Annotated in this window: 17 protein-coding genes, 1 tRNA gene and 1 pseudogene; 15 read left to right on the forward strand and 4 right to left on the reverse strand. The window is 61.8% G+C overall.

Going from position 1 to position 22,272, the window contains the following annotated elements:
• Positions 1 to 157: 157 nt before the first annotated feature.
• Positions 158 to 673: pseudogene (locus P12x_RS16550) on the reverse strand (RNA polymerase sigma factor); the annotation flags it as partial.
• Between the two features lie 277 nt (positions 674 to 950).
• On the opposite strand from P12x_RS16550, the gene P12x_RS16555 reads away from it, so the two are divergent.
• A complete protein-coding gene (locus tag P12x_RS16555; RefSeq protein WP_435005439.1) occupies positions 951 to 1,925 on the forward strand; it encodes a DUF1559 domain-containing protein in 975 nt (324 codons plus the stop codon).
• A gap of 835 nt (positions 1,926 to 2,760) precedes the next feature.
• Here P12x_RS16555 and menC read toward each other — a convergent pair.
• From menC to P12x_RS16570, 3 genes are all read right to left on the reverse strand, one after another.
• Positions 2,761 to 3,870, reverse strand: coding sequence for an o-succinylbenzoate synthase (menC, locus tag P12x_RS16560; RefSeq protein WP_435005440.1), 1,110 nt, complete (start codon positions 3,868 to 3,870; stop codon positions 2,761 to 2,763).
• Between the two features lie 45 nt (positions 3,871 to 3,915).
• Entirely contained in the window at positions 3,916 to 5,838 is a 1,923-nt protein-coding gene (locus P12x_RS16565) for a DUF7309 domain-containing protein (protein ID WP_435005442.1), read from the reverse strand.
• 264 nt (positions 5,839 to 6,102) lie between these two features.
• Entirely contained in the window at positions 6,103 to 6,453 is a 351-nt protein-coding gene (locus P12x_RS16570) for a hypothetical protein (RefSeq protein ID WP_435005444.1), read from the reverse strand.
• Between the two features lie 422 nt (positions 6,454 to 6,875).
• Here P12x_RS16570 and P12x_RS16575 point away from each other — a divergent pair, with 422 nt between their 5' ends.
• From P12x_RS16575 to P12x_RS16640, 14 genes are all read left to right on the forward strand, one after another.
• The gene (locus tag P12x_RS16575; RefSeq protein ID WP_435005445.1) at positions 6,876 to 7,397 is read left to right on the forward strand and encodes a hypothetical protein; all 522 of its coding nucleotides are present in this window, start codon (positions 6,876 to 6,878) and stop codon (positions 7,395 to 7,397) included.
• 152 nt (positions 7,398 to 7,549) lie between these two features.
• A complete protein-coding gene (locus tag P12x_RS16580; RefSeq protein ID WP_435005447.1) occupies positions 7,550 to 8,035 on the forward strand; it encodes an anti-sigma factor family protein in 486 nt (161 codons plus the stop codon).
• 81 nt (positions 8,036 to 8,116) lie between these two features.
• Positions 8,117 to 9,130: a hypothetical protein gene (locus P12x_RS16585; RefSeq protein ID WP_435005448.1), complete on the forward strand. Its 1,014-nt coding sequence runs from the start codon at positions 8,117 to 8,119 to the stop codon at positions 9,128 to 9,130.
• A 39-nt stretch (positions 9,131 to 9,169) separates the two neighbouring features.
• Positions 9,170 to 10,288: a bifunctional diaminohydroxyphosphoribosylaminopyrimidine deaminase/5-amino-6-(5-phosphoribosylamino)uracil reductase RibD gene (gene ribD / locus P12x_RS16590; RefSeq protein WP_435005450.1), complete on the forward strand. Its 1,119-nt coding sequence runs from the start codon at positions 9,170 to 9,172 to the stop codon at positions 10,286 to 10,288.
• A 60-nt stretch (positions 10,289 to 10,348) separates the two neighbouring features.
• Positions 10,349 to 11,023: a redox-sensing transcriptional repressor Rex gene (locus tag P12x_RS16595; protein WP_435005451.1), complete on the forward strand. Its 675-nt coding sequence runs from the start codon at positions 10,349 to 10,351 to the stop codon at positions 11,021 to 11,023.
• 60 nt (positions 11,024 to 11,083) lie between these two features.
• A tRNA-Gln gene (locus P12x_RS16600) sits at positions 11,084 to 11,154 on the forward strand.
• A 1,317-nt stretch (positions 11,155 to 12,471) separates the two neighbouring features.
• A complete protein-coding gene (locus P12x_RS16605) occupies positions 12,472 to 13,269 on the forward strand; it encodes a hypothetical protein (RefSeq protein ID WP_435005452.1) in 798 nt (265 codons plus the stop codon).
• Positions 13,270 to 13,334: 65 nt separating this feature from the next.
• Positions 13,335 to 14,342, forward strand: coding sequence for a universal stress protein (locus P12x_RS16610; RefSeq protein ID WP_435005454.1), 1,008 nt, complete (start codon positions 13,335 to 13,337; stop codon positions 14,340 to 14,342).
• Positions 14,343 to 14,526: 184 nt separating this feature from the next.
• Positions 14,527 to 14,856: a DUF2934 domain-containing protein gene (locus P12x_RS16615; RefSeq protein WP_435005455.1), complete on the forward strand. Its 330-nt coding sequence runs from the start codon at positions 14,527 to 14,529 to the stop codon at positions 14,854 to 14,856.
• Positions 14,857 to 15,051: 195 nt separating this feature from the next.
• Positions 15,052 to 15,882 carry a universal stress protein gene (locus P12x_RS16620; protein WP_435005456.1) on the forward strand — a complete coding sequence of 277 codons (831 nt, stop codon included), beginning with the start codon at positions 15,052 to 15,054 and terminating at the stop codon, positions 15,880 to 15,882.
• A gap of 230 nt (positions 15,883 to 16,112) precedes the next feature.
• Positions 16,113 to 18,950, forward strand: a complete 2,838-nt coding sequence (locus P12x_RS16625; RefSeq protein WP_435005458.1) for a cation-translocating P-type ATPase — start codon at positions 16,113 to 16,115, stop codon at positions 18,948 to 18,950.
• A gap of 169 nt (positions 18,951 to 19,119) precedes the next feature.
• The gene (locus P12x_RS16630; RefSeq protein WP_435005459.1) at positions 19,120 to 20,577 is read left to right on the forward strand and encodes a phospholipase D-like domain-containing protein; all 1,458 of its coding nucleotides are present in this window, start codon (positions 19,120 to 19,122) and stop codon (positions 20,575 to 20,577) included.
• Positions 20,578 to 20,909: 332 nt separating this feature from the next.
• Positions 20,910 to 21,347 (forward strand): hypothetical protein, encoded by a 438-nt coding sequence (locus P12x_RS16635; protein WP_435005460.1) that lies wholly within the window; start codon positions 20,910 to 20,912, stop codon positions 21,345 to 21,347.
• A gap of 16 nt (positions 21,348 to 21,363) precedes the next feature.
• Complete coding sequence (locus tag P12x_RS16640) at positions 21,364 to 22,086, forward strand: endonuclease/exonuclease/phosphatase family protein (RefSeq protein WP_435005462.1); 723 nt, start codon at positions 21,364 to 21,366, stop codon at positions 22,084 to 22,086.
• The last annotated feature ends 186 nt before the right edge of the window (positions 22,087 to 22,272 follow it).

Here is a 22,272-nt window from a genome sequence, read left to right on the forward strand (position 1 = left end):
GGACAAGGGCCGTGGTCGAATGGGAAGACGCCAACTCCATGGCTTTCACCGAAGCTCCGACAAGCGGCTCCGAGAAGGATGCCTCCGACCTCTTGCGGATTAACAACAGAAGGAAGGCGACGCCGAGTGCCACGCCTCGACGATCGAGGCGATCACGGAGCCTTTCCCTCGCCCTGACGAGCCTGACTTTGACCGTACCCACTGGCCATCCCAGTCGGTGAGCCGCCTGCTCGTGGGTGAGCGCGTCCAGATAACAAAGCGTGAGCGGAATCCGATATTTGTCGGGGAGTTGCGCGAGTTCTTCTCGAACCAGGCGCTGGATCTCGAAAAGCGGCGGATCGGGATCGGTTGCCTCGGGGCGAGTTTCCGCCAAGTGTCGCTCTCGATCGGCTTGGATTGCGGCTTTTTTCCTGGCCCTCATCGCAACCCGGCGAGCAACGCCGATCAACCATCGATTCAGCCTCTCCGGGTCGCGAAGTGAAGGCGCCCGGCGAACCAAGATCAAGAAAGTCGCCTGGAACGCATCCTCCGCGGCGTGAATATCGTGGGAGAGCAGTCCGAGGCACGTCCGATGGACAACAGGTCCATGCCGGGCGACCAGTGACCGAAAAGCTGATGGATCCCCATTTGCCACATAACGATCCACAAGTTGCGAGTCGATCATTCGGGTCATCCCGCCTGGAAATCGTCGAGGATCGGATCAGTCTCTTGCTTGATTGCTTCGCTGCGCCAGTCCGATAAGACTGCATCTGGCCAGCACCCTGGGTTCAACTTTATCGAAATTTCAAGAAACTCGCCCAGAATCCATCTTCGAGATGATCGTTCCATGCACGAGCCACCGGCACAGACCTTGCTCCCGAATTCCGACTCGTGTCAGGATAGTCGATCTTGGCCGGGCCCTTAACCATCCGCCGGTAGCGGTCCGGGCCAACATCGCGGAGGATATCGTCGTGACCATCGAACGTCGTGGCTTCACGCTGATCGAGCTTCTCGTATGCATGGCGATCATCACGATCCTCATCGGGCTGCTCCTGCCGGCGGTGATGTCGGCCCGAGAGGCTTCGCGCAGGGCCCAGTGCGCGGGGAACCTCAAACAAATTGCATTAGCCATGCATTTGTATCATGATATCCATGGATCATTGCCCCCTGGTAAGAAGGGATGCTGCTGGGGGACCTGGCTCATCTTCGTACTCCCGCAACTCGACCAGCAGAATCTTTACAATGCCTGGAATAGCTCGGGCAACAACACGCCAGGCCGCCCGCTGGCCCACGATCTCGATTTTCGATACTTCGGTGCGGCCAATCGCACTGTGACCTCGTCGAGACTCTCTGCCTACCTTTGCCCAAGTGACGGAACCAACGCTCCAATCACCGGGCTGATCGGTGATCGCGAGGTCGCTTGCACGTCGCAAAACTACGCGGTCAACTTCGGCAACACATTGCAGATACAGGAGGATCTTCCCAGTCTAGGATTCGGCGGTGCACCCTTTTCGGACATCGGTTCGCCCGTGGGAGATCACTCGCGGAAGGGCCAACCAACAATTTCCTTCCGCGATCTGGTCGATGGTCAAAGCATGACCTTGCTAGCCGCCGAAGTCGTGGTCGGGCAAGGCGCCGATCTCAGGGGATTTTCCTGGTGGGGAGATGCAGCAGGCTTCGAGACGTATCTCGGCCCGAACAGCACATATCCCGACGTACTAGCTCGCCCGGAATATTGCTCAAATGCTTCGCCAAACCCTCCATGTATTGGCCGGGGAGAAGCATTGACCGACACCTATGCCTCAAGGAGTCGCCATCCGGGCGGTGTCGAGGTCGCGATGGCCGACGGGTCCGTTCGTTTCATCAAGGATTCGATCCAGATCGTGATCTGGAGAGGCATGAGTACCATTCGAGGCGCGGAGATCGGCCGGGCTGAATCCTATTGAGCGACGATCCGATATCAGTCATTCTCCTTATTAAGGCAAGAGCAAAAGGTTTGGTCGTGTGACCCGACCTTTTCCGCGAATCAGGGAAACCCAACAGAGAAGCCTAAAGGAGACGTTCGGGGTATTGATCTGCTAATCAACCTAAGTCTCCCATCTTCTCTTCGAGTAATATCCCTCCAAATTTCGATTTTGGAACCGTTCGGGATTGCCACGGGAGACGTTCTCGATTTCCTCGTCCAGAACCCAGGGTGACCCCAGCCGGGCTCACCGGCCGGGAAACGAACCCAAGACATCGGTGCCATAAGGGGCCAATTTCGCGTCAAGAACCCCCGATTTCGCACTCGAAATGGCCCGATTTCGCGCCGGAAATCGGTCGAAATGAGATTCCGGGCGGCTCGATGAGGCCGCGAATCGGGGGACTGCTGTCCCTCATCCTGGCCTATGGTCCAGAAAGTCAGATTAGGGGGTCGCCCTTCTTCGATCTTATCTGGGAAGGGTTGCGCCGGGGATGTCGAACGGCCGCTTGGATTCGCGAGATGTTGACGAGTGGGGCGGGAAGATGATTGATGCGTGGGCTTGGGTTCGTTTGGCTCGGGTTGATCGATCGGCCCTCGATCCTTGGGTTCGTTTGGCGCGGAGTAGCAAACCCACGATCCATCCTTGGGTTCGTTTGGCGCGGAGTAGCGGCCCGGCCCTCGATCCTTGGGTTCGTTTGGCTCGGGTTGATCGATCGGACAACGATCCTTGGGTTCGTTTGGCTCGGGGCTCGCGTTGGGCCTGGGGGGGGCGGCTCGCTTCGATGGCCTCCCGTCTCGCGGGCTGGGCCGATTCCGGGTTATTTGCCGATCGACCATTCCCGGGTCGTACTCCGGGCGATCCGGTCCATCAGGGGTCGGTGCCCGAGCCCGGGTTCGTTCGGGACGGTGACGGCTCCTCGGTCGGCCAGGATGGGGGGCTCAACCAAATCCTCTCGGTAATATTTGTCCGAGCCCGAGACGTCGCCCGGGAGGGTGAAGCCCGGCAGGCTGGCGATCGCCACGTTGGCCGCCCGGCCGATCCCGAACTCGTGCATCCCGCCGCACCAGACGGGGACCGCTCGCGAGAGGCAATGGTCGTGGATCCGCCGGGCCTCGCGGAGCCCCCCGACCCGGCTGACCTTGATATTGATCACCCGGCACGAGCCCAGGTCGAGCGCCTTCCGGGCGTCGTCCACCGTGTGGATGCTCTCGTCGAGGCAGATCGGGGTTTCGAGCTGTTCCTGGAGTCGGGCGTGGTCCACGATATCGTCGTGAGCCAGCGGCTGCTCGATCAGGAGGAGCCCGAACTCATCCAGGGCCTTCAGGGTCTCGACATCACCCAGCGTGTAGGCCGAGTTGGCGTCGACCTGCAAGGGGAAACCCGGGTGTCGGTCGCGGACGGCGCGGACGACCTCCACGTCATGCCCCGGCCCGATCTTCAGCTTGATCCGCCGATAACCCTCGTCGATGTACTGGTCGACCTGATCGAGCAGAGGCCCGATCTCCGGCTCGATCCCCAGGCTGACGCCGGACAGGATTTCGGGCCGGGTGCCACCCAGAAGTGTTGATAGGGAAACACCTTCCGACATGGCCAGGGCGTCCCAGCAGGCCATCTCCAGCCCGGCCCGGGCGAAGCCGTTCCCCTTGATCGGGCCGAACAGGCGGATCAGATCGTCGATCGATGACCATTCGCGGCCGACGACCCGGGGGGCGAGGAAGTCCTTGAGGATGTGCCAGCAGGTCTCCGAGGTCTCCGGGCAATAGTAAGGGTCGGAGGGGCTGGCCGACTCGCCCCAGCCTTCTACGCCCCCTCGGAGGATCACCCGGACGAGGATGTGCTGGATGTGATCCTTGGTGCTGGAGCTGGTCCGGAAGGTCCGGACCAGGGGGAGTCGGACCATCCTCAATTCGATCCGGTCGATGAGCATCGGCGGGGGCTCGGGGCGGGTGCGGGGACGATCCTCGGGCGTCGGTCAGATCGGTTCCTGGATCCAGGAGAGGTTCAGCTCGATGGTCCCCGAGGGGCCGGTGACGGGGACCAGCTCTCGGGTCGGGTCGTCGGGGTTCCGGCGGACGACGAAGTCGGGGATCACCCGGAGGCAGGCGTCCATCAGGTCGATTTCCCAGGCGAGGGGAGGCCGCATCGAGAGCCCTCGTTCCTTGCGGAAGAGCGAGGGGTAGGCCTCGGGCGCGGCGATCGGCCAGCCGTGGGCCTCGATGGCTTCGAGGTCGACCTCGGGCATGCTCGACTCGTCGTCGAAGGTGACGGTCAGGGCCACGGTCTTCCTGGCCCCTTCCTCGTCGGAGAGCTTGCCGGCCCACATCCGCCGGAGGAGCGAAAGATCCTCGTAGAGCGCCAGGCCGAGGGTCAGGCCCGATTGCCCCATGATCACGGCGAACCAGGGGCCGCTCTGGTAGCTGTCGCACTCGATCCGGATCACGGCCTCGTAGCCGAGCGACCGCCAGGGGGCCCGGAGGTAGAACGCTGCGGCGGCCTCGAAGAATCGGCCGACCTGATCGGGCTGGACCCCGGGCATGTCCAGGAGCCCGGGCGGGTCGCCCCCCGACATGTGGCGATTGAGGTCGTCGAAGAGGTAGTCGACCTGGTCGAGCACCTCGGAAGGCCGGCAGGAGACGCCGATGGCGTCGAAGTCGTCGGTCAGGGCTTCCCAGGTGGAGTCGGGCCGGATCTGGAGTTCGGTCGGCCGGTGCGGCTCGCCGACGGCGGGGCTTTCCATCGCGGCGGCGACGAGATCCCAGAGCTCGGCGGGAGAGGGGGCCTGTTCGGTCAGGGCGTGGGCCAGGACGAGGTCGTGGGTCCGGCTGGAGACCAGGACCATCCAGGGGCGGACCCGCTCTCCGGCGATCTCGACCCGTCGGGCGAATTGTCGGAAGTCCGCCTGCCACGCGTCGATCTCGCTGGGGAGGCCCCGGAGTCGTTCGTGCGCCATCTCCGAGGGCCCGATCGGGGCCGGTGGGCGGGCCTTCCGCTTTTGAGGAGCCTTCGACTTCGCCCGTAGCCAGGAGATCGAGCCCGGCGTCGACTTCCAGGCGGATAGATTGCTGGCCACGTAGAGGATCGCGTCGTCCGAGTCGCCCGGGCTGTAGAGCTGTGGAGATTCCGGCGGGAGCGACTTCCGGCCCAGGATGTAATCGGGGACGTGCTTGTTGGACTTCTTGGCGGCCTGCAAGAGCTTCCGGGAAGTCGGCGAGTCGCCGATCCTGCGGAACGAGCAAAGGGCCCTCGTGTAGGCCCAGGTCGTCGAGTCCTCATCGTAGGCTGAGAGGAGCGTCTCGAGCTCGTCGAGCCGATCCAGGCTCAGGAGCCACGAGGCCAGGATATAGCGGACCCCCTGATTATCTCCGGGATTGAGTCGGAGCATCTCGGCGAGATGCTCCGCCGCTTCGTTCCGACGACCGGCCGACCAGAGCGCCTCGGCCAGGCCAAGTCGGGCCCTCATGTAAGGCCGGGTCTCCAGGATGCCCCAGAAGTGCCCTTCGGCCTCTTCGAAAAATCCGGGGCCGAGCGCCTTCCCGGCGGCCTCGACGGCCTGCTCGAGCAGCCCCAAGGCTTCCTTGCGGGTCTTGGCGTGGTCGGCGAGGAGGAAATACGCCTCGGCACAGTCGGGCGAGGCTGCGAGTGCTTGCCTGGCCAGTGCGATCCGTCGGCGAGCATCGGGAGCATCGGCGGCCTGGGCCGCCAGCTTCCGGGCTCGCTCCAGCGGAGAAGGGCCGCCAATCGGGGCGGAAGCATCGGGTTTCGGGCGACGTCGGCGGCCCGAACCCGGGGCGGGAGACGACCCACTCTTCCCCCCCTCGGCAGCCGAGTTCTCAGGCCCAGTTTGGCCCCGCGATTCGGGACGATCCTCCGGCGGGATGGATTTCTTCTTGGCCATGGGGGCTCCTCCGGGCGATGACTCCCCATGATTGTATCCCCCGACCGCTCCAGATGCTCGTGACTACCCGAGATTCCTCCGGTTTGAGATCAACCTCGGTCGATGACGACGAGGGAGAGCTGAACCCTCACCCGATGGGGGCGAGGAAATGAGAAACCGAGTATCGGACTTGGACCGATTCCGGGAGACTTCCCGGGGATGGAGTTGAGGTTTCCGAGCGAGTCTGTTGCCGATCCGCGAGCCTGCTGGCGGCCGGTTCGTCGCTCAGAGGTCGGCCGGCGTTTCCACCCAGGAGAACCAGCAGAGAAGCCCGGTGGTCGAATCCTCGCCCATGGGCCGGAAGTTCGCGGAATTCGCCGTCAGCGACTGATTCAGGGCGGGAGCGGGGGTCGCATCGATCGGCCGCCAGATCCGCTTGGCGTAGCCGAGGCCCGTCAGAACTTCAAGGATCTCGCTCCAGGTCGGGAAGAGTCGCCCGCTCCGCTGCTTGTAGGCCTCCATCGCCTGCTGGAACTCACTCTCGTCTTCCGGGGTGATGGTGCAAGGTCGGGACAAAGTTGGCCGACCAGTCTTATTACGCCCGTCGGCATCGAAGGACGTTGATTGATTCCTCACTCTGGATTCCTCCCGCTTGAATTGAATTCCAGCTTCCTCGTCCTCGCGGATCTTCTCCAATCGAACGTCGAATCCTCCGAGGTCGGGACTGAGGGGTCGAAAGATCGTCGCTTTACCCGCCCGGATGGAGATTTCTTGCCACGCTCGGCATCCTTGCCAGCAGGATGACCTATCCTCACGGACCAGGAGATCGGATCCAGGTCGGGCTGCAGTGCGGACGCTCGCAACTCCCGACCGGCCGGGGCGATTCCCCTCGTCATGCCCGATTTTCACGCGGAAGCCGGATCTCGGATTTGGCAAACGAGGGTGGTCCGACTTGCTAGTGAACGTTGATCGGCTATAATTTGAAGTTTGATCGTCTCTGGCGAGGCGCCATTGCGTCGTTGCCGGATCTCGGTCGCACTCACGGAGGCTTGCCGACCATGCGCCTAACCTTGCTCGGTCTGGTGGTCGCCCTAGGCGTTACGGCCGTAGCGTCGGAGGCACGCGCCCAGGTGCCGTTCACCGGCGTGAATGATCCGTTCTTTGCCTACTATTCTTTCTACTTGCCCCGCCAGCAGGCACAGGCGCTCTCGCCCGGGCCCGAGGCGACGATCAACGCGATCAACGCAAATCGCCAGCAATACGCCGCCACCAATCGATCCGACATGTTCGATCCGAGGGGAGCGGCGTTGGATAGCTTCCTGGAGGGTTCGGACGGGGGAGCTTTGAATTCCGGCCTTACTCGTCGGACCATTTCGCAAGGGGTCACGAATAGTCGGATCGGCGGAAATCTTGCCGGCACTGGACCCAAGGGCTATTACAATTCCGCCAATCGATACCATCCGGGTCTCCGGGCGGGTCGCGGCAAAAATGCCGACATCGCCGGTCATAGAAATAGTGGATTTCGAGGAGGTGGTATGGGTGGCATGGGTGGTGGCCTCGGGCTGCCGGGCCCACGCTGAGTCATGCTGAGGGGCTGGGGACTCAAGTCCCCGGTCCCAAACGCTTCGGAGTTGACGAATTGGAGCCGTGATCCTCGGATTGGTCGAGTTCCTCGATCAATGACGATCGGGTCTATCGGTGAGCCGAGATGATATTCGGGAGAGCCTGGTCGATGGTCCCGGATCAGCAACGCCTCTCACCCGAAGACCGGTCAAACCTGGTTGCTTACCTCGATGGCGAGCTGAACGAGGCACAAACTCGCGCGATCTCCGCAAAACTGGCTCAGAGCACAACCGCCCGGAGAGAAGTGGCCGCGTTCCAGAAGACCTGGGATATGTTGGATCTATTGCCCAGGACCGAGGCTTCGGATGATTTTGCATCCCGGACCCTGACTTTTGCCACGGTCGGTGGAGTCCCCGGGGAGAGGATGGCCTCGGCCGCCTCGGCGATGGCCCGAACCATCGGGATTGGTGTGGCCTATGCTACCACGCTGGCTCTCATGTCCGTGGTCGGGTATTTCCTGGTCGCTCGACTCTGGCCCGACCCGACCGCTCGGCTGGCCCGCGACCTGCCAATTGCCGAGTCGCTCGATGAGTATCTCGACGTGGGTAGCATCGAGTATCTGGAAAAGATCGACGTAACTCCCGAATTCAACTGATCGAACTTCCGTCCGATCGTCTCGATCCGAAATGAGCAGATCCCGCCCTGACCCGCAACCAGGCCCGACCTCGGAGTGACGATGTCCCGCCGCTTGACAGTATCGGGACTCCTGATCGCCGTGGTCGGCTTCCTCATGGGGGCCTCGGCCTGGGGCGACGAAACCGAGAATTATCAGCGGCTCCAGTCGATGCCTCGCGAGCGTCGAGCTGTCCTGGCCGAGAATCTCGACCGGTTTGATAAGCTCGATCGTGCCGAGCAGGCCTCAATCCAAAAGCTCGATGCCCGACTGGCAAGCATGGATCCGGTCGATCAGGCCCGCTACCGAGCCGTGCTTCGCCGCTATCATCAGTTTGTCGAAGGACTGACCGCCGATCAGAAGCAGAGGCTGAGGGACGCCCCGGATCCCGAGGCCCGACTCGCGTTGGCCCGGCAATTTCGACAAAATGGGCCCCAGGGCCGCGATCCCAGGGCCATGTTGTCCGGCCTTCGGGCGGGCGAGATCGGCCTTCTCGGACCGTTCGAGGTCGCTCATCTCATGAAAGTCTGGAACAAATTGACACCGGCCAGGAAGAACGAGATCGAGAAACAGGGCGAGCGAAGTCGGACATTCGACGCGATCTGGAATGAGGCTCGATCCTCCGGCGTGCGTTTCGACCCCTTTCCCCCCGACGACGAGGCGGCCTACTCGGCCCGACTCGAAGCGGACCCCGACTTGAAGCCGCTACTGAGTGTCACCGGCCGCGGGCCGGAATTGCCGATCCGGAAGGCTATCTCCCTGCCCAAGAGGCCCGAGCTACTCTGGAGGCGGTCCGAGCATCAGATGGCCGAATTCCTCTATTTTCAGGAACATCGGCCGCATCCCGTGCTTCAAAAAAATCTGGAACGGTTCGCGTCGGCCAGCCCAGCCTGGCTCCGGACGATGATCGACCCGCTCACGGCCGATAACGCCCGGGATTATCTGACGATTCTGTATCGACTCCTCTATCCATTCCCGGAGGAGATGCCCGTACTCAAGGTCTCCGCGAAGCCAGCGGTATCCCCCGTCGGGCCGAGAACGGCCCCGGGCAAGGCAACCAACGCGGGGCCCTTCTGAGTGAATGTCGCGTCGGAAACAGATCTCGATCTATTCTGGATGGCTCGAGCCCTCGCCGAAGCGGCCCGAGGGCGTGGGTCTGTCGAGCCCAATCCCATGGTCGGCGCCGTCGTGGTTCGAGACGGTCGAGCCGTAGGCGTGGGCCATCACGAGCGGTTCGGCGGCCCCCATGCGGAAGTCGTCGCGCTGGCCAGGGCGGGCGATCGGGCGATCGGGGCGACCCTCTATGTCACGCTCGAACCTTGTTGTCACCATGGGAAGACCCCCCCCTGCACCGATGTCGTCCTTCGGGCCGGGATCACTCGTGTGGTTGCCTCGATCCGCGATCCGTTCCCAAAAGTCGACGGTGGAGGCGCGGCCAAACTCCGAGGGTCCGGGATCGTGGTCGAGTTCGGCCTGCTGGCCGACGAGTCGAGGCGACTCAACGGCCCTTACCTGAAACGGCTCGCCACGAATCTCCCGTACGTCACGGCCAAGTGGGCGATGACGCTAGATGGTCGGACGGCGACCCGGACCGGGGACAGTCAATGGATCTCCGGGCCAAGGTCGAGAGCGATGGTCCACGAGATCCGGGGGCGAGTGGATGCGATCGTGGCCGGGATCGGCACCGTCCTGGCCGACGATCCTGCGCTGACGGCCCGCCCGCCCGGCCCGAGGACGGCAGCCCGTCTGATCCTCGATGGCGAGGGACGACTCCCGCTCGAGAGTCAACTCGCCCGGTCGGCTCGTGACGTTCCCGTCTGGGTTGCCGTCACCCATAGAGCCCCGGCGGAGCGACTTCGGGCACTGGAGGCCTCCGGCTGCGAGATCCTGGTCTTCCCGGGTCAAGGAGCGGTCCCAATCGTCCCGATCCTGGAAGAGCTGGGGCGAAGGGGGCTCACGAACTTACTGGTCGAAGGGGGCGGTACGGTCCTGGGCTCGTTCCTCGACGCCGGCCAGGTCGACGAGGTCGATGTCTTCCTCGCCCCCTTGGTCGAAGGGGGGAGCCACAACTATTCGCCCGCCCGAGGGCTCGGGGTCGGAGGGATGGCCGAGGCTCTCCGACTCGATCCTCCCGAGGTCGAGACGATCGATGGGGATGTTCGAGTCCGAGGTATCCTCCCGCGAGCCTGGCGAGGCGCGTTCCGCCTTGACTCTCCACAAGAGTCGTTGCTATAATGCATTGTGTTGGCATCATCGCCATATTCCTCCCTCGCAACCTTCCCCGGAGCGTAGCGCGTGAGGGATCCTCGACGCGAGCCCTCGGGTGACAAACCGGCCCCCAAGGCCGTGGTCGGCCGGGTGAGTCTCTACCTCCGACAACTGGAGACCTTCCAGCGGCAAGGAGAGACGACAATCTCGAGCAGCCAACTCGGGGCCCCCCTCGCCATCAATGATGCCCAGGTCCGCAAGGATCTCGCCTTCTTCGGTCAATTCGGCTATCCCGGGATCGGATATCGGATCGACGAATTGAGCGCCGCTCTTCGTCGAATCCTCGGGATTGATCGCGAATGGCCACTTGCGTTGGTGGGGATGGGTAATCTGGGGAGGGCCCTCTTGAAATATCGAGGGTTCCGAAATCGGGGTTTTCAGGTGGTTGCCCTCTTCGACAACGATCCTCACAAGGTCGGCCACGCCTTCGACGGAATGGTAGTCCAATCCACGGAGTCGATGACGGAGGCCATCCGCGCTTTGAACATCAGTATGGCCGTCTTGAGTGTCCCGGTCGACGCGGCCCAGCGAGTGGCCGATCAACTCGTAGCCGCCGGGGTCCTGGGAATCTTCAACTTTGCTCCCATGCCGCTGATCGTTCCTCCTTCGGTGAGCGTGGTCGCCGTGGACCTGAGCGTCCAGCTTGAGCATCTCGCCTACAAGATTCAGGCGGCCCAGGGAGGGATTTCCTTCGTCGGCTAGTCTTCCCGATCCGGTTTCCTCTCGTTAGAATGCCCCTTGTCAGCATAATCTCCCCACGTTTACCCGGTGGTGAAACGGTATCACAACAGGTTTTGGTCCTGTTTTTCCAGGTTCGAATCCTGGCCGGGTAGTTGATACCGAATATCGACCCCCTCGATTTCCTTCTGCATCAGGCCTTTCGAATTCTTCGTTCGCTCGACGTCCTCGGGATGCCGAGTCCCTCGCGGGCCTCGAAGGTAGCCTTCCCTAGCCCTTTACGCCGCGGGTTCCGTGCGCGGGCACATCTTTGCCGTTCGGATGCAACCCGGCCCTTTCGGACTCGCTTCCCGCGTCCGGCCCTGGATCACGCCGGAGAGTGCTTGGCTCATGGTCCTCGGGACGAGGATCGATGGCCAAGGTTCCCGATTCGTCGTTCGAGTATCGATCGGCCGCCGGTGATCAACGCTCGACCCGATCCTCAGCCTTCGGCGAATGCCACAGGTTTGCATTTTAAAATGATGTTAATTTAATTGATATGAAAATAAAAAAATAATTCGTATTTATTATTTGGTTGCGAAGAGATGGATTTGGAGCTTCTTTAGATTCTGGCATATTGACCTGTCCTGGGCGGGTGGCTAGATTCGAGTAATCATCGCTCACGATGGGCGAAGATTGAGGCTACGGTGGCCCCACCTCGCGGTAATTCGCCTGGCTGGGGTTTTTGTATGCGCCTTGTAACTTGCTTTCGATGATCTGAGACCGGGGAATCCTCGATTTCGGTGTACCCCGCGGTAATGATTGCCGCTCTGCGGCTCGGTGATGGGTGATCCATTCCGGTGCCTCTTGGAGTCGGTGATGTGGTCGATCCGGTTGCCCTCGTCCCTGACGCTTGTGGTTACTTCGCTACGAGATTCGCGGAGCGCGTCGGCATCGGTTTGGGATCTCGGCTCGAATTTCAAGGCTGCGACGAACTGGCGTCTCGAATGATTCCACGCGAGAAGCCCGTGACTTGCGTGTGGATCGTGAATCTTCATATATTAATACATCACCTTAATTGCTGCTTTAATTGGTATGTTAAAGTGAAACAGGGTTCTGAATTTTCTTCGGGAGGGGAGGTCGGAGGATCATGTTCACTTGAAGAATGAATCCCGAGCGTGGTTGGTGGCGAGGCTGGACGAGTCGCACCCCATCATGGAGACGAAAGCGATGTTGATCCCGAGCCTCGAGCTGAATGAGGCCCTTGTCATCGGTGGTGTCATACGCGTGAGGTCGTGGGATTCGGCTGGCGATCGATCGAACTCGGGGAACGAGGCTCCGACATTCCTCGGGATCGATCAGATAGAGTCGGGCGTCGAAACGGATCTCCCGCCGCGCAAAGTCTGGAGACACTGGAACCGTCGGCCTTGATGCGCCCACTTGCAAGCCTGGTCCGCTGACCCGAACCTAATTTCGACGAGGGAGGCAAGACGATGAATGATCCGACGCGCCATAATGTTCCCTTGTATGACCAGCTCCAGGAGTCGATCTCGGGGAAGGTTCACACCACTCGTGCCGGAGCCAACTTCCGGTGGTACCAGGCGATCGTCCAGGATCTGGAGGCGGTCCGATTACGGCTCGATGAGGCGATCGTCTCCTGCGCCCGGCGGGAGTCGCAGAGCGATCGGGTTGTATTCGAAGAGGGGGGGAGGATCGCTCATCACCACCTGACCGAGATCGACTCCCTCGGACGTCTGAGGAATCAACTCGATCGACTCGTGACGAGGTTCCGGGCTTCCTTCACAGCAGGGATCGTCCCCGAAGTGGCCGGCAGCGCACGGAGGATCGACCTCGAACTGGCGGAGTGCGTCACCGTCATGAAACGACGATTCCAACAATCCGATGTCCGGCACGACTTCCAGGCCGACCTCGCCTCGGATCTTGGACTCTTCGAGCGGCTCCTCGACGATTTCGCCCTGATGCATTCGGATTCGGAAAATCAGCACCATCAAGGTGGTAATGGGCCTACACGAGGCGAGTCGACCACGGGGCGTACGGCTCATTCTCCCGAGAATTCGGCGAATTCAGATCCAGGCGGTTCTCCTTCCCAAACCCTGAGGGAATACAGCGAAGTCCTCAGAGAGGTCGATCGACGGATCATCGAAGCCCAGTTCGATCCTCCGCTGCAAGGGTTTTGGCGTGGAGTCAAGCAAAAGTTCCGCGAGGAACTCGCCCGGATTTCCCGGCCGATGGTTCTGAAGCCAATCTCATTCTCAAAGTTCGACTCCTAGGGCGACGGAGAGTGGATTGGGTCGTGGAATTGGATCCGTAAGTCCCTACAACGGAGGCCACCGAGATGATCCCCGTCGAGACGATCCTTCATCCCACCGACTTCTCGGAACAGGCGGATCACGCCTATCAGTTGGCTCGCCTGATCGCTCGGGAGCGTGGCGCCCGGTTGATCGTCCTGCACGTCGCGAGAATTTACGTCGATGCCCCGGCATTCGTCCCACCCGAGGTGGGCTCTCTCGTGCTCAACCTTCCCGAGAGTCAGGCGGACTATCGAGCGGGCCTGGAGGCGAAACTGAACGAGCGGATCGAACTTGCGGCCCATGTGGGCGATGACCGGACAATCCTCGGGAACGATCCGAAACAGGACGTCCATGCTCGGGAACTCCGGAGACCGGAGGCACGCCTAGAGGAGGGAGACCCGGTCGACGAGATCCTCCGCGTCGCCGACGAGGTCGAGTGCGACCTCATCGTCATGGGAACTCATGGCCGGAGCGGGCTGGGACGACTATTGACCGGGGGTGTGACAGAGGCTGTCGTTCGACGGGCTCGATGCCCCGTCCTGACCTTCCGCGGTCCTGAGTCAGCTGAGTCGTGGGATCGTTCAAAGGCCATCCTCCACCCGACCGACTTCTCGGAGTGTTCCGAATTGGCACTTCAGACGGCGCGAACCATCGCCCAGCGATGCGAGACGCGACTCGTTCTCATACACGTATTGCCGACTCAGACTGTCATTTTCGGCACCGTGCCTGTCTCTTGCGATGTTCCATCCATCCGCGACTCCCTGACCGCGATGGCGAGTCGGGTCGACGGCCCCGACCTCAAGCATCCCGTGGAATTCCGCTTGATCCGGGGAGATCCCGCCAGCGAAATCCTCCGAATCGCCGAGGACGAGGGCGACCGCAGCCTCATCGTGATGGGATCACACGGGCGGACCGGGCTGCGACACCTGTTCATGGGCAGCGTGGCCGAGGCCGTCCTGAGGAAAGCTGCATGTCCGGTCCTCACGGTAAAGGCTCCCCACCCCGAAGGCGCTCATGCTTCGCTCGCTGAACACTCCAGGAGCGGGGGATAGCTCGTGCCGCTCAGGATCATTAATTGAAAACTGTAAAATGTAATTAGGTGGTGTTTTGTTGTGATCGTGATTCGATTCTATCGAGGTTGCCATGAACCAGCACGATCGATCGGACAGGAAAGACCATCAAGCCGATTCCTCGCACGATTCCAAGGGTGATGGACCGGGGGAAGAAGCTAGGCGAATGACGACGCCAAGTCCTCAATTTGATCGTTTGTCGGCATCATCGGAGCGTCTCGGAGACCTGATCGACGAGGAGATCGCGCCCCTGGCCCACGCGATCTGGGAAGCGCGGGGGAGGCCCAGTTGTACCGATCAGGAGGATTGGTTCGAGGCCAGTCGCCGACTGATGGAGTCGCGAGGCGGAAAGCCCTCAATGACGCGAGATCTCGCCGCCGAGCAGGCTCGCGAGGCCCGCGAAAGCCGGGAGGCGCAAGAGGCGGGGCCCTCGATTCGGGACCGAATGGTGACCATCGGTCGCGGCAACCAGCAAGCGGGCCGACAAGGCCCTTGAACGACCACGACTGAAACAACTGTGCCGAGCGCGACTCAGCCGTCCAATGAAAGGTAGATCCGAGAACTTATCCCGCTCCGTCGAGGTCGATTCGACACGGGAAATCTCGTGACGTCGAACGATTCGGTCGGTGTAGAATAGAAAGTGGAGGCTCACCAAGGAGCCTTCGTTCGATTTGAGGAGGATGAGAATCCGATGTTGCGAACGATCCTGGTCGGCCTCGACGGCACGGTACACGGCGATTCGGCCCTGAAACTGGCGATTCGGTGGAGCAAACGATATGATGCTCTGCTCGTCGGCTTGGGTTGTGTGGACGAACCGGGCATCCACGGCCCGGAGGAGATCATCTCCGGCGAGGGCTACTTCAGTCGCCTGAACTCGGCCCTGCTGGAAGAAACCCGGACTCGCGTCGAAGCGACACTTTCGCAAGCGGCCCTTCGATGCGCCGAGGCGGGTGTTGCTTTCAAACCTCTGGAGGATGTCGGTACGCCGGACACCCAAATTCTGGAGGAGGCCCAGCGCTTCGATTTGATCATGCTGGGCCAACAGACTCACTTCCGGTTCGGGTGGGAGAATGAGCCCGACGTCACACTCCCCAAGGTACTGGCGGATACACCCCGGCCGGTGGTGGTCGTTCCCGAAAGCGCGGGCGAAGGAGATTCGGTGATCGTAGCCTACGACGGCAGCCTTCAGGCCGCCCGCGCTCTGTATGCCTTCGAGGCGTCGGGGCTGGGCCAAGGGCGGGAGATCCAGGTTCTCAGCGTCTCGGATGAGAAGAAAACCGCCTTACGTCACGCCGATCGCGCGATCGAATTCCTGAAATCTCACGGTATGGAAGCGAATCCATCCCCGGTCGAATCGGGAGGATCTCCGGGAGACGTTCTTCTCGAGATGATCCGCCTCTCCGACCCCGGTCTGATCGTTATGGGCGCCTATGGCCAGCCTGGACTTCGCGAGTTCTTCCTCGGCTCGACCACAAGTACGTTGCTCAAGAAGGGCACGATCCCGATGTTCCTGTTTCATTAAGCAAACGATGTAAGGTATTATCATGTCAAATTTATCAACGAATCATTAGTATGTTTTTGTTGGCGAGTTTTGGTTGGTCGTATATTTTTAATCTTGAGAGTCTTCGGGAGTTCTGCCTTTGGATCCCGGAATGCCAAGGACGACTCCGGTGTGTCCGGGGATTCCGAAAGGCAGGACCCGGAGACCTCTATCTACCGAGGCTTCCGCTCCAAGCGGTTCCGGATGAAGAGGTGCGAGTGCTCGAAAAGGATGAGGCCTCGATCACGGATCGAGAACCGGGGTCGACCGATTGGTATGCAGCCACGATCGAGGCGACGCTCGAGGGATTCGGGACCGACGGGGAGCGAGGTCTGAGCAGCACCGAAGCGGACGCTCGAAGATCTCGTCACGGGCCGAATCGGCTGGAGGAGCTACCTCCGACCCCGATCTGGGAGAAGTTCTCCCGGCAGTTCATGGAGCCGGTCATCCTGCTCCTTGTTGTCGCTTCGGTGATCGCCGGGGCGATGGGAGAGTGGGTCGATACCCTGGCGATCTTGGCGATCGTGCTCCTGAATGGCCTACTCGGCTTCTTCCAGGAAGAACGGGCCGGGAGGGCGCTGGCGGCTCTCCAACGAATTTCCTCGCCGATGGCCAGAGTGATTCGTGAGGGAGTGCACGAATCGGTGCCCGCGAGTGATCTGGTGCCTGGCGACCGGATCGAACTCGAAGCGGGGGACCACATCCCGGCGGATCTCCGGCTCATCCAGGCCTCGGGCTTCCGTGTCCAGGAGGCGGCACTCACCGGCGAGTCGTCCCCCGTCGGCAAGGATCCGATATGTGTTCTGCCCAGGGGTACGCCGCTGGGTGACCGGAAAAATTTGGCCTATGCGGGCACGGTGGCCGTCGCCGGCAAGGCGGCTGCCTTGGTCGTCGCCACCGGCATGGCGACCGAACTAGGCCGGATCGCCGGGCTGCTCGATCGGACCGAATCGGAGCCGACGCCGCTCCAACGTCGACTAGGGGAGCTGGGGAAGGTCCTGGTGGTGGTATGCCTGGCCGTCGTAGGCGTGGTTTTCCTGCTCCAGTTGCTTCGGGGCGACGATCTCTTCGACGCGTTTTTCCTGTCGGTGAGCCTGGCGGTGGCCGCCGTTCCCGAGGGGCTGCCCGCCGTCGTGACCCTGACGCTGGCGATGGGCCTTCAGCGGATGGTCAAGCGAAACGCCCTGATTCGCAGGCTACCGAGCGTCGAAACTCTCGGATCGGTAACGGTGATTTGCTCCGACAAGACCGGCACCCTGACCCGCAATGAGATGACCGTTCGGGAGGTTGTCGTCGGTCATTGGCGATATTTGATCACCGGTGACGGATACAATCCTACCGGAGAGTTCCTCAGGGCTGACGCGGATCGTTCGAGTCGCGAAGGAGCGACGGAGTCCGCTCCATCAAGATCTTCGGAGAGACCGGCGAATCCCCGACGGATCGAGACCGCCGCCGACCCCGACCTGATCCGGCTCTTGACGATCGGGGCCCGCTGCAACAACGCGAGGCTGGTCCTTCAAGGGGATGGCGAAGAATCGTGGCAGGTCATCGGCGATCCGACCGAAGGGTCGTTGTTGGTGGCCGCGTTCAAGGCAGGGATCGAGCCCTCTGGGCCCGACCAGCACGTCGTCTACGAGCTTCCGTTCGACTCCGAGCGGAAGGCGATGTCCGTCGTGATCCGGGGGCCTGATGCCGAAGTCGAGATGAACACCAAGGGTGCACCGGAGGTGATCCTCGATCGGTGCGTTTCAGAGCGAAGGGGCGAGGAGGTTGTGCCTCTCGACGACGATCGTCGTCGGGAGATCAAGGAAATCGGCGCCGAGATGGCCTCTCGAGCCCTGAGGGTCCTGGCCCTGGCCTCTCGATCGCTCCCGGACGATGGTCGCATCCTGGAGGAGGAAAAGGGGCTCACCTTTGCCGGGCTCGTCGGGATGATCGACCCGCCTCGCGAAGAGGCTCGCGTGGCCGTGGCCCGATGTCGCGAGGCGGGGATCCGGCCCGTCGTGATCACGGGGGATCATCCGGAGACGGCCATGGCCATCGCCCGCGATCTAGGAATCGCCGGCGAAGGGGACCGGGTCGTGTCCGGGGCCGAGCTGGACGCGATCTCGGATGTCGAACTCTCGGCGGAAGTCGTGAGGATCCCGGTCTATGCACGCGTGACCGCCGAGCACAAGCTTCGCGTCGTCCGGGCGTGGAAGGCCCGGGGGGAAGTGGTGGCCATGACCGGTGACGGAGTCAACGACGCACCCGCCGTCAGGGCGGCCGACATCGGGATCGCCATGGGCATGACCGGCACGGATGTGACCAAGGAGGCCGCGGCCCTGGTGCTGACCGACGATAATTTCGCTTCGATCGTCAATGCCGTCGAAGAGGGACGGGGGATCTTCGACAACATCCAAAAATTCGTCCACTATCTGCTCTCGAGCAATGCCGGGGAAGTCCTGCTCATGCTCTTCGCGGCCCTGGTGGGCTGGCCTGCCCCGCTGACGGCGATCCAGCTTCTCTGGATCAACCTGGTCACCGATGGCCTGCCCGCCCTGGCCCTGGCGATGGAGCCCCCCGAACCGGAGGTCATGCAACGCCGACCGCGTCCCCCCAGAGAGCCCGTGATCACCAAACGGCGAGGGATGCTCATGCTCGGTCATGGCTTATTGATCGCCACGGCGGGGGTGACGGCGTTCGCCCTCGCCTCTCGGGGGGGCACTATCGAGCATGCCAGGGCCGTTACATTCACCACCCTGGCCTTCGCCCAGCTATTCTACGCCTTCGCTTGCCGGAGCCAGCGTCATACCGTCATCGAGTTGGGTTTGTTCTCGAACCCTTACCTGCTCGGGGCGATCGTCATCTCGTCGCTGCTGCAACTCTCCGTGGTCTCACTCTCGTTCACCCGGTCCGTATTCGACGTCTCGACCAACCCGTTCCGGGAGTGGGGAATGATACTCACGCTGGCACTCGCTCCCGTCACGATCATTGAGATCACGAAGTACCTTCGATCTCTATCCTTCGAGACCAGGCGTCGGACCCCAGGAGAGCTCCGCATCGACTGAGGTTCGTCACGGAAGCTCAACGGTGCTCGACGCGAGCGATCCTTCAGGGATCCTCGGCTCGATGAATCGATCGATCCGGCGTGGTGACGAAGCGCGATTGCCGGATCGATCGATTCATCGCACACTGGAGATTGGTCGATCTTCCAGCCCGTTACCAAGGGTCCAGAAGATGAGTCGTTTCCCGGAGCTCAGCCACGAGTTGATCCCCTACCTCGTGTCTTCAGTATACGTTCTCATCAGCCTGATCGCATCCGGTCATGTCATCCTGACCAAGCGTGAGCCGCGGGCCGCCGTCAGCTGGATTGGCCTGATCTGGCTCTCACCGTTGGTTGGGATCGCCCTCTACACGCTGCTGGGGATCAACAGGATCCATCGTCGGTCCCGCCTCCAGGGCGCCTTGAAGGGGCCTGTGGGCTCGCTTTCCCAGGGGACTGGCTGTTCCGAGAGCCTGCTCCGGACGCTACCCATCGATAAAGGGCATCTCTCCGACCTCGCGCGATTGCTCGGAGAACTCACCGGACGACCGCTCCTCACGGGCAATGATGTCAAGCCCCTCGCAGATGGAGATCGGGCCTATCCGGTCATGCTCGCCGCGATCGAGGAGGCGACCTTATCGATCTCGCTGGGCACCTATATCTTCAACAATGATCGGGTCGGCCTGGCTTTCGTGGAAGCACTGGGCCGGGCGGTCGATCGGGGTGTGGCCGTAAGGGTCCTGGTTGACGACCTCGGGTCGCGGTACGACTGGCCCTCGATCCTGGGGCCTCTCCGACAGGCGGGAGTCCCTGCCGCGGCCTTCCTCCCGACGCTCGCGCCGGGTTGGTTCCCCTACTTGAACCTACGTAACCATCGGAAGCTACTGGTGGTCGATGGCCAGGTTGGATTCACCGGGGGGATGAATATCAACGAATCCTATTCTATTTCCCTAAGGCCGATTCGACCGACGCACGATTTGCATTTCCGGATCCGCGGCCCGGTCGTGGCCGAACTGCAGCAGATCTTCGCCGACGACTGGGCGTTCTGCACCGGAGAGTCACTGGTCGGACCGAATTGGTTTCCACCGCTCGATCCGGCAGGCTCGGTGCTCTCCCGAGGAATTCCCGACGGCCCGGACAATGACATGGATCATCTCCTCATCGCGATCCTGGGGGCTTTGGCCTGCGCCCGTTCCTCGGTGTCGATCGTAACCCCCTATTTCCTGCCCGAGTTGGTCCTGATCTCCGCCCTCACCATCGCCGCGATGCGCGGTGTTCGAGTCGACATCATCCTTCCCCGGGAGAATAATCAGCCCGTGGTCAAATGGGCCTCCACCGGCATACTGGCGCAGGTCCTGGAGCGTGGATGTCGCGTCTGGTACTCGCCGCCCCCCTTCGACCATTCGAAGCTGATGATTGTGGACGAGGTCTGGGTGTTCTTCGGCTCGGGGAACTGGGACCCTCGGAGCTTTCGCTTGAATTTCGAATTCAACCTCGAATGCTACAGCTCCCAGCTGGCTGCATCCTTGGAGAAGCTCGTCCGAGCCAAGATCCGACAGGCGGAACCGATCACGCTCGAGTCGATCAACCGGCGGAGCATGCCGGTCAAGCTTCGCGACGGCATCGCACGCCTCTTTTCACCCTGCCTCTGAGCGGCCGTGGAGGTCTGATGAACGCCCCTTTGCCGCCCCACGAAGCGATTCCGGATCCGTCAGGTCCCCCCGATCGCGGCGCCGCACGGGATGATGCCCTGGAGGTTTTTCTGCTGGATCTAGGAGACGCCCACCCCACATTCTATTCCGAGGCCGCGGACTCGCAGGACGATGATCGATCCGGCTTGACTCCGGCCCGAGGCGTTCGCGGATGGTTGGAACGAGGATATCGAAGAATGCGGGAAGCCCTGGATCTTCCCACGAATCATGTAGGTCGGTTCACGAGTCGCGCCTGGGCCCGCTTGAGGCGATCCACCGCTCCCGATGAGCCGATGCTCCGACGCCTCCGCACGACGAGCTCGATCATCCTCCATCATCCCCGATCTTTGACGATGGAGCAAACTCGCTCGGCCTGGAAGAGTTATCTCGCCGGTCGGCGACGCCATCATCGGATCTGGCTCGCGATCGATCTCCTGATCTCTCCACTGTCGGTGATCTTGACGCCGATCCCAGGTCCTAATGTCATCGGATACTGGTTCGTCTACAGATCCATATGCCATGCGTTGGCATTGATTGGGGTCCGGCGGGCATCGGGGCCGGGCATGATTACGCTCTTGCATGCTTCGGAGGCCCTGGACGAGTTGATCGGGGGGGAACAAGTGGCCTCGATCGGGGAGCAGCTCGGCCTGAGGCGTCTGGAGGACTTCCTCTGTCAGGTGGAGACGAAGCGAATTCGACCGGATGATCCCTCGGTCTCCGGCCCGCCATGAAGGAGATTTGGAGTCGATGCGACTGATCAGTTACAACATTCACAAGGGTATCGGAGGCCACGACCGCCGCTACCGAATCGACCGGATCGTCCGGGTGATCGAGGAAGAGGCCCCGGATCTTATCTGCTTGCAGGAGGTCACCAGGGGGCTACGCCGCTCGCGATTCGACGACCAGCCCCAGATCCTCTCGGAGAGGCTACAGGCCGCAGCCCGGATGTACCAACTCAACGTGCGCCTCAAGACGGGGGGGTATGGTAATTTATTACTCTCTCGCTGGCCGCTCCGCGACAAACATCAGCTCTCATTGAGACTGCGGAGCAAGAAGCCGCGAGGTGCCCAGCTCGCCGTCGTGGAGACGCCAGAAGGTCCGCTTCATCTCGTGAACTGGCATCTTGGGCTGGCGGAAAGCGAGCGACATTGGCAGGTCAACCAGCTGCTGGGTCATCCTCGATTTCAGGAATCAGCCTATCTTCCGACCTTGATTGTCGGTGACTTCAACGACTGGCGAGACACCCTGGCTCGGGCCTGCTTCTCGCGCCACGGCTTCTCCCAAGTGACCGCTCCGCGATCGCGCTTTCGGTCGTTCCCCGCATTCCTCGCGATGGGATCACTCGACAAGGCCTTCTCGCGGGGTCCAATCCTGATCCGACACGCTCGAATCGTGCGCACGGCGCAGGCCAGATCAGCCTCGGATCACCTGCCCTTGGTCGCCGACTTCCACCTCGATCGAGTGGAATAGCCAGACCGTACTCGGAGTCCGGTTCGCGGCAATTCCATTTGGATTGCCGCCAAGGACCAAAACGGGATGCTTCCGGTACTCAAACCTCGATTCGATGCTCGCGCGTTCCTCCGCGAATCAGTCGCGTTTTCATTCTTGGCTTGAGGTAGTTGCCTTGACGCCGAGGATCAGATAGATTCTGTCGAG

Source organism: Tundrisphaera lichenicola (assembly GCF_051175385.1).
Lineage (GTDB): Bacteria > Planctomycetota > Planctomycetia > Isosphaerales > Isosphaeraceae > Tundrisphaera > Tundrisphaera lichenicola.

What these genes read in the sequence shown, in the direction of transcription:
- P12x_RS16610 (WP_435005454.1), top strand. Translation starts at nt 13,335, where the DNA reads ATGATCCCCGTCGAGACGATCCTTCATCCCACCGACTTCTCGGAACAG.
- P12x_RS16620 (WP_435005456.1), top strand. Translation starts at nt 15,052, where the DNA reads ATGTTGCGAACGATCCTGGTCGGCCTCGACGGCACGGTACACGGCGAT.
- P12x_RS16630 (WP_435005459.1), top strand. Translation starts at nt 19,120, where the DNA reads ATGAGTCGTTTCCCGGAGCTCAGCCACGAGTTGATCCCCTACCTCGTG.
- P12x_RS16640 (WP_435005462.1), top strand. Translation starts at nt 21,364, where the DNA reads ATGCGACTGATCAGTTACAACATTCACAAGGGTATCGGAGGCCACGAC.
- menC (WP_435005440.1), bottom strand. Translation starts at nt 3,870, where the DNA reads ATGCTCATCGACCGGATCGAATTGAGGATGGTCCGACTCCCCCTGGTC.
- P12x_RS16580 (WP_435005447.1), top strand. Translation starts at nt 7,550, where the DNA reads ATGGTCCCGGATCAGCAACGCCTCTCACCCGAAGACCGGTCAAACCTG.
- P12x_RS16585 (WP_435005448.1), top strand. Translation starts at nt 8,117, where the DNA reads ATGTCCCGCCGCTTGACAGTATCGGGACTCCTGATCGCCGTGGTCGGC.
- P12x_RS16635 (WP_435005460.1), top strand. Translation starts at nt 20,910, where the DNA reads ATGCTCCGACGCCTCCGCACGACGAGCTCGATCATCCTCCATCATCCC.
- P12x_RS16615 (WP_435005455.1), top strand. Translation starts at nt 14,527, where the DNA reads ATGACGACGCCAAGTCCTCAATTTGATCGTTTGTCGGCATCATCGGAG.
- ribD (WP_435005450.1), top strand. Translation starts at nt 9,170, where the DNA reads ATGGCTCGAGCCCTCGCCGAAGCGGCCCGAGGGCGTGGGTCTGTCGAG.
- P12x_RS16575 (WP_435005445.1), top strand. Translation starts at nt 6,876, where the DNA reads ATGCGCCTAACCTTGCTCGGTCTGGTGGTCGCCCTAGGCGTTACGGCC.
- P12x_RS16605 (WP_435005452.1), top strand. Translation starts at nt 12,472, where the DNA reads ATGAATGATCCGACGCGCCATAATGTTCCCTTGTATGACCAGCTCCAG.
- P12x_RS16565 (WP_435005442.1), bottom strand. Translation starts at nt 5,838, where the DNA reads ATGGCCAAGAAGAAATCCATCCCGCCGGAGGATCGTCCCGAATCGCGG.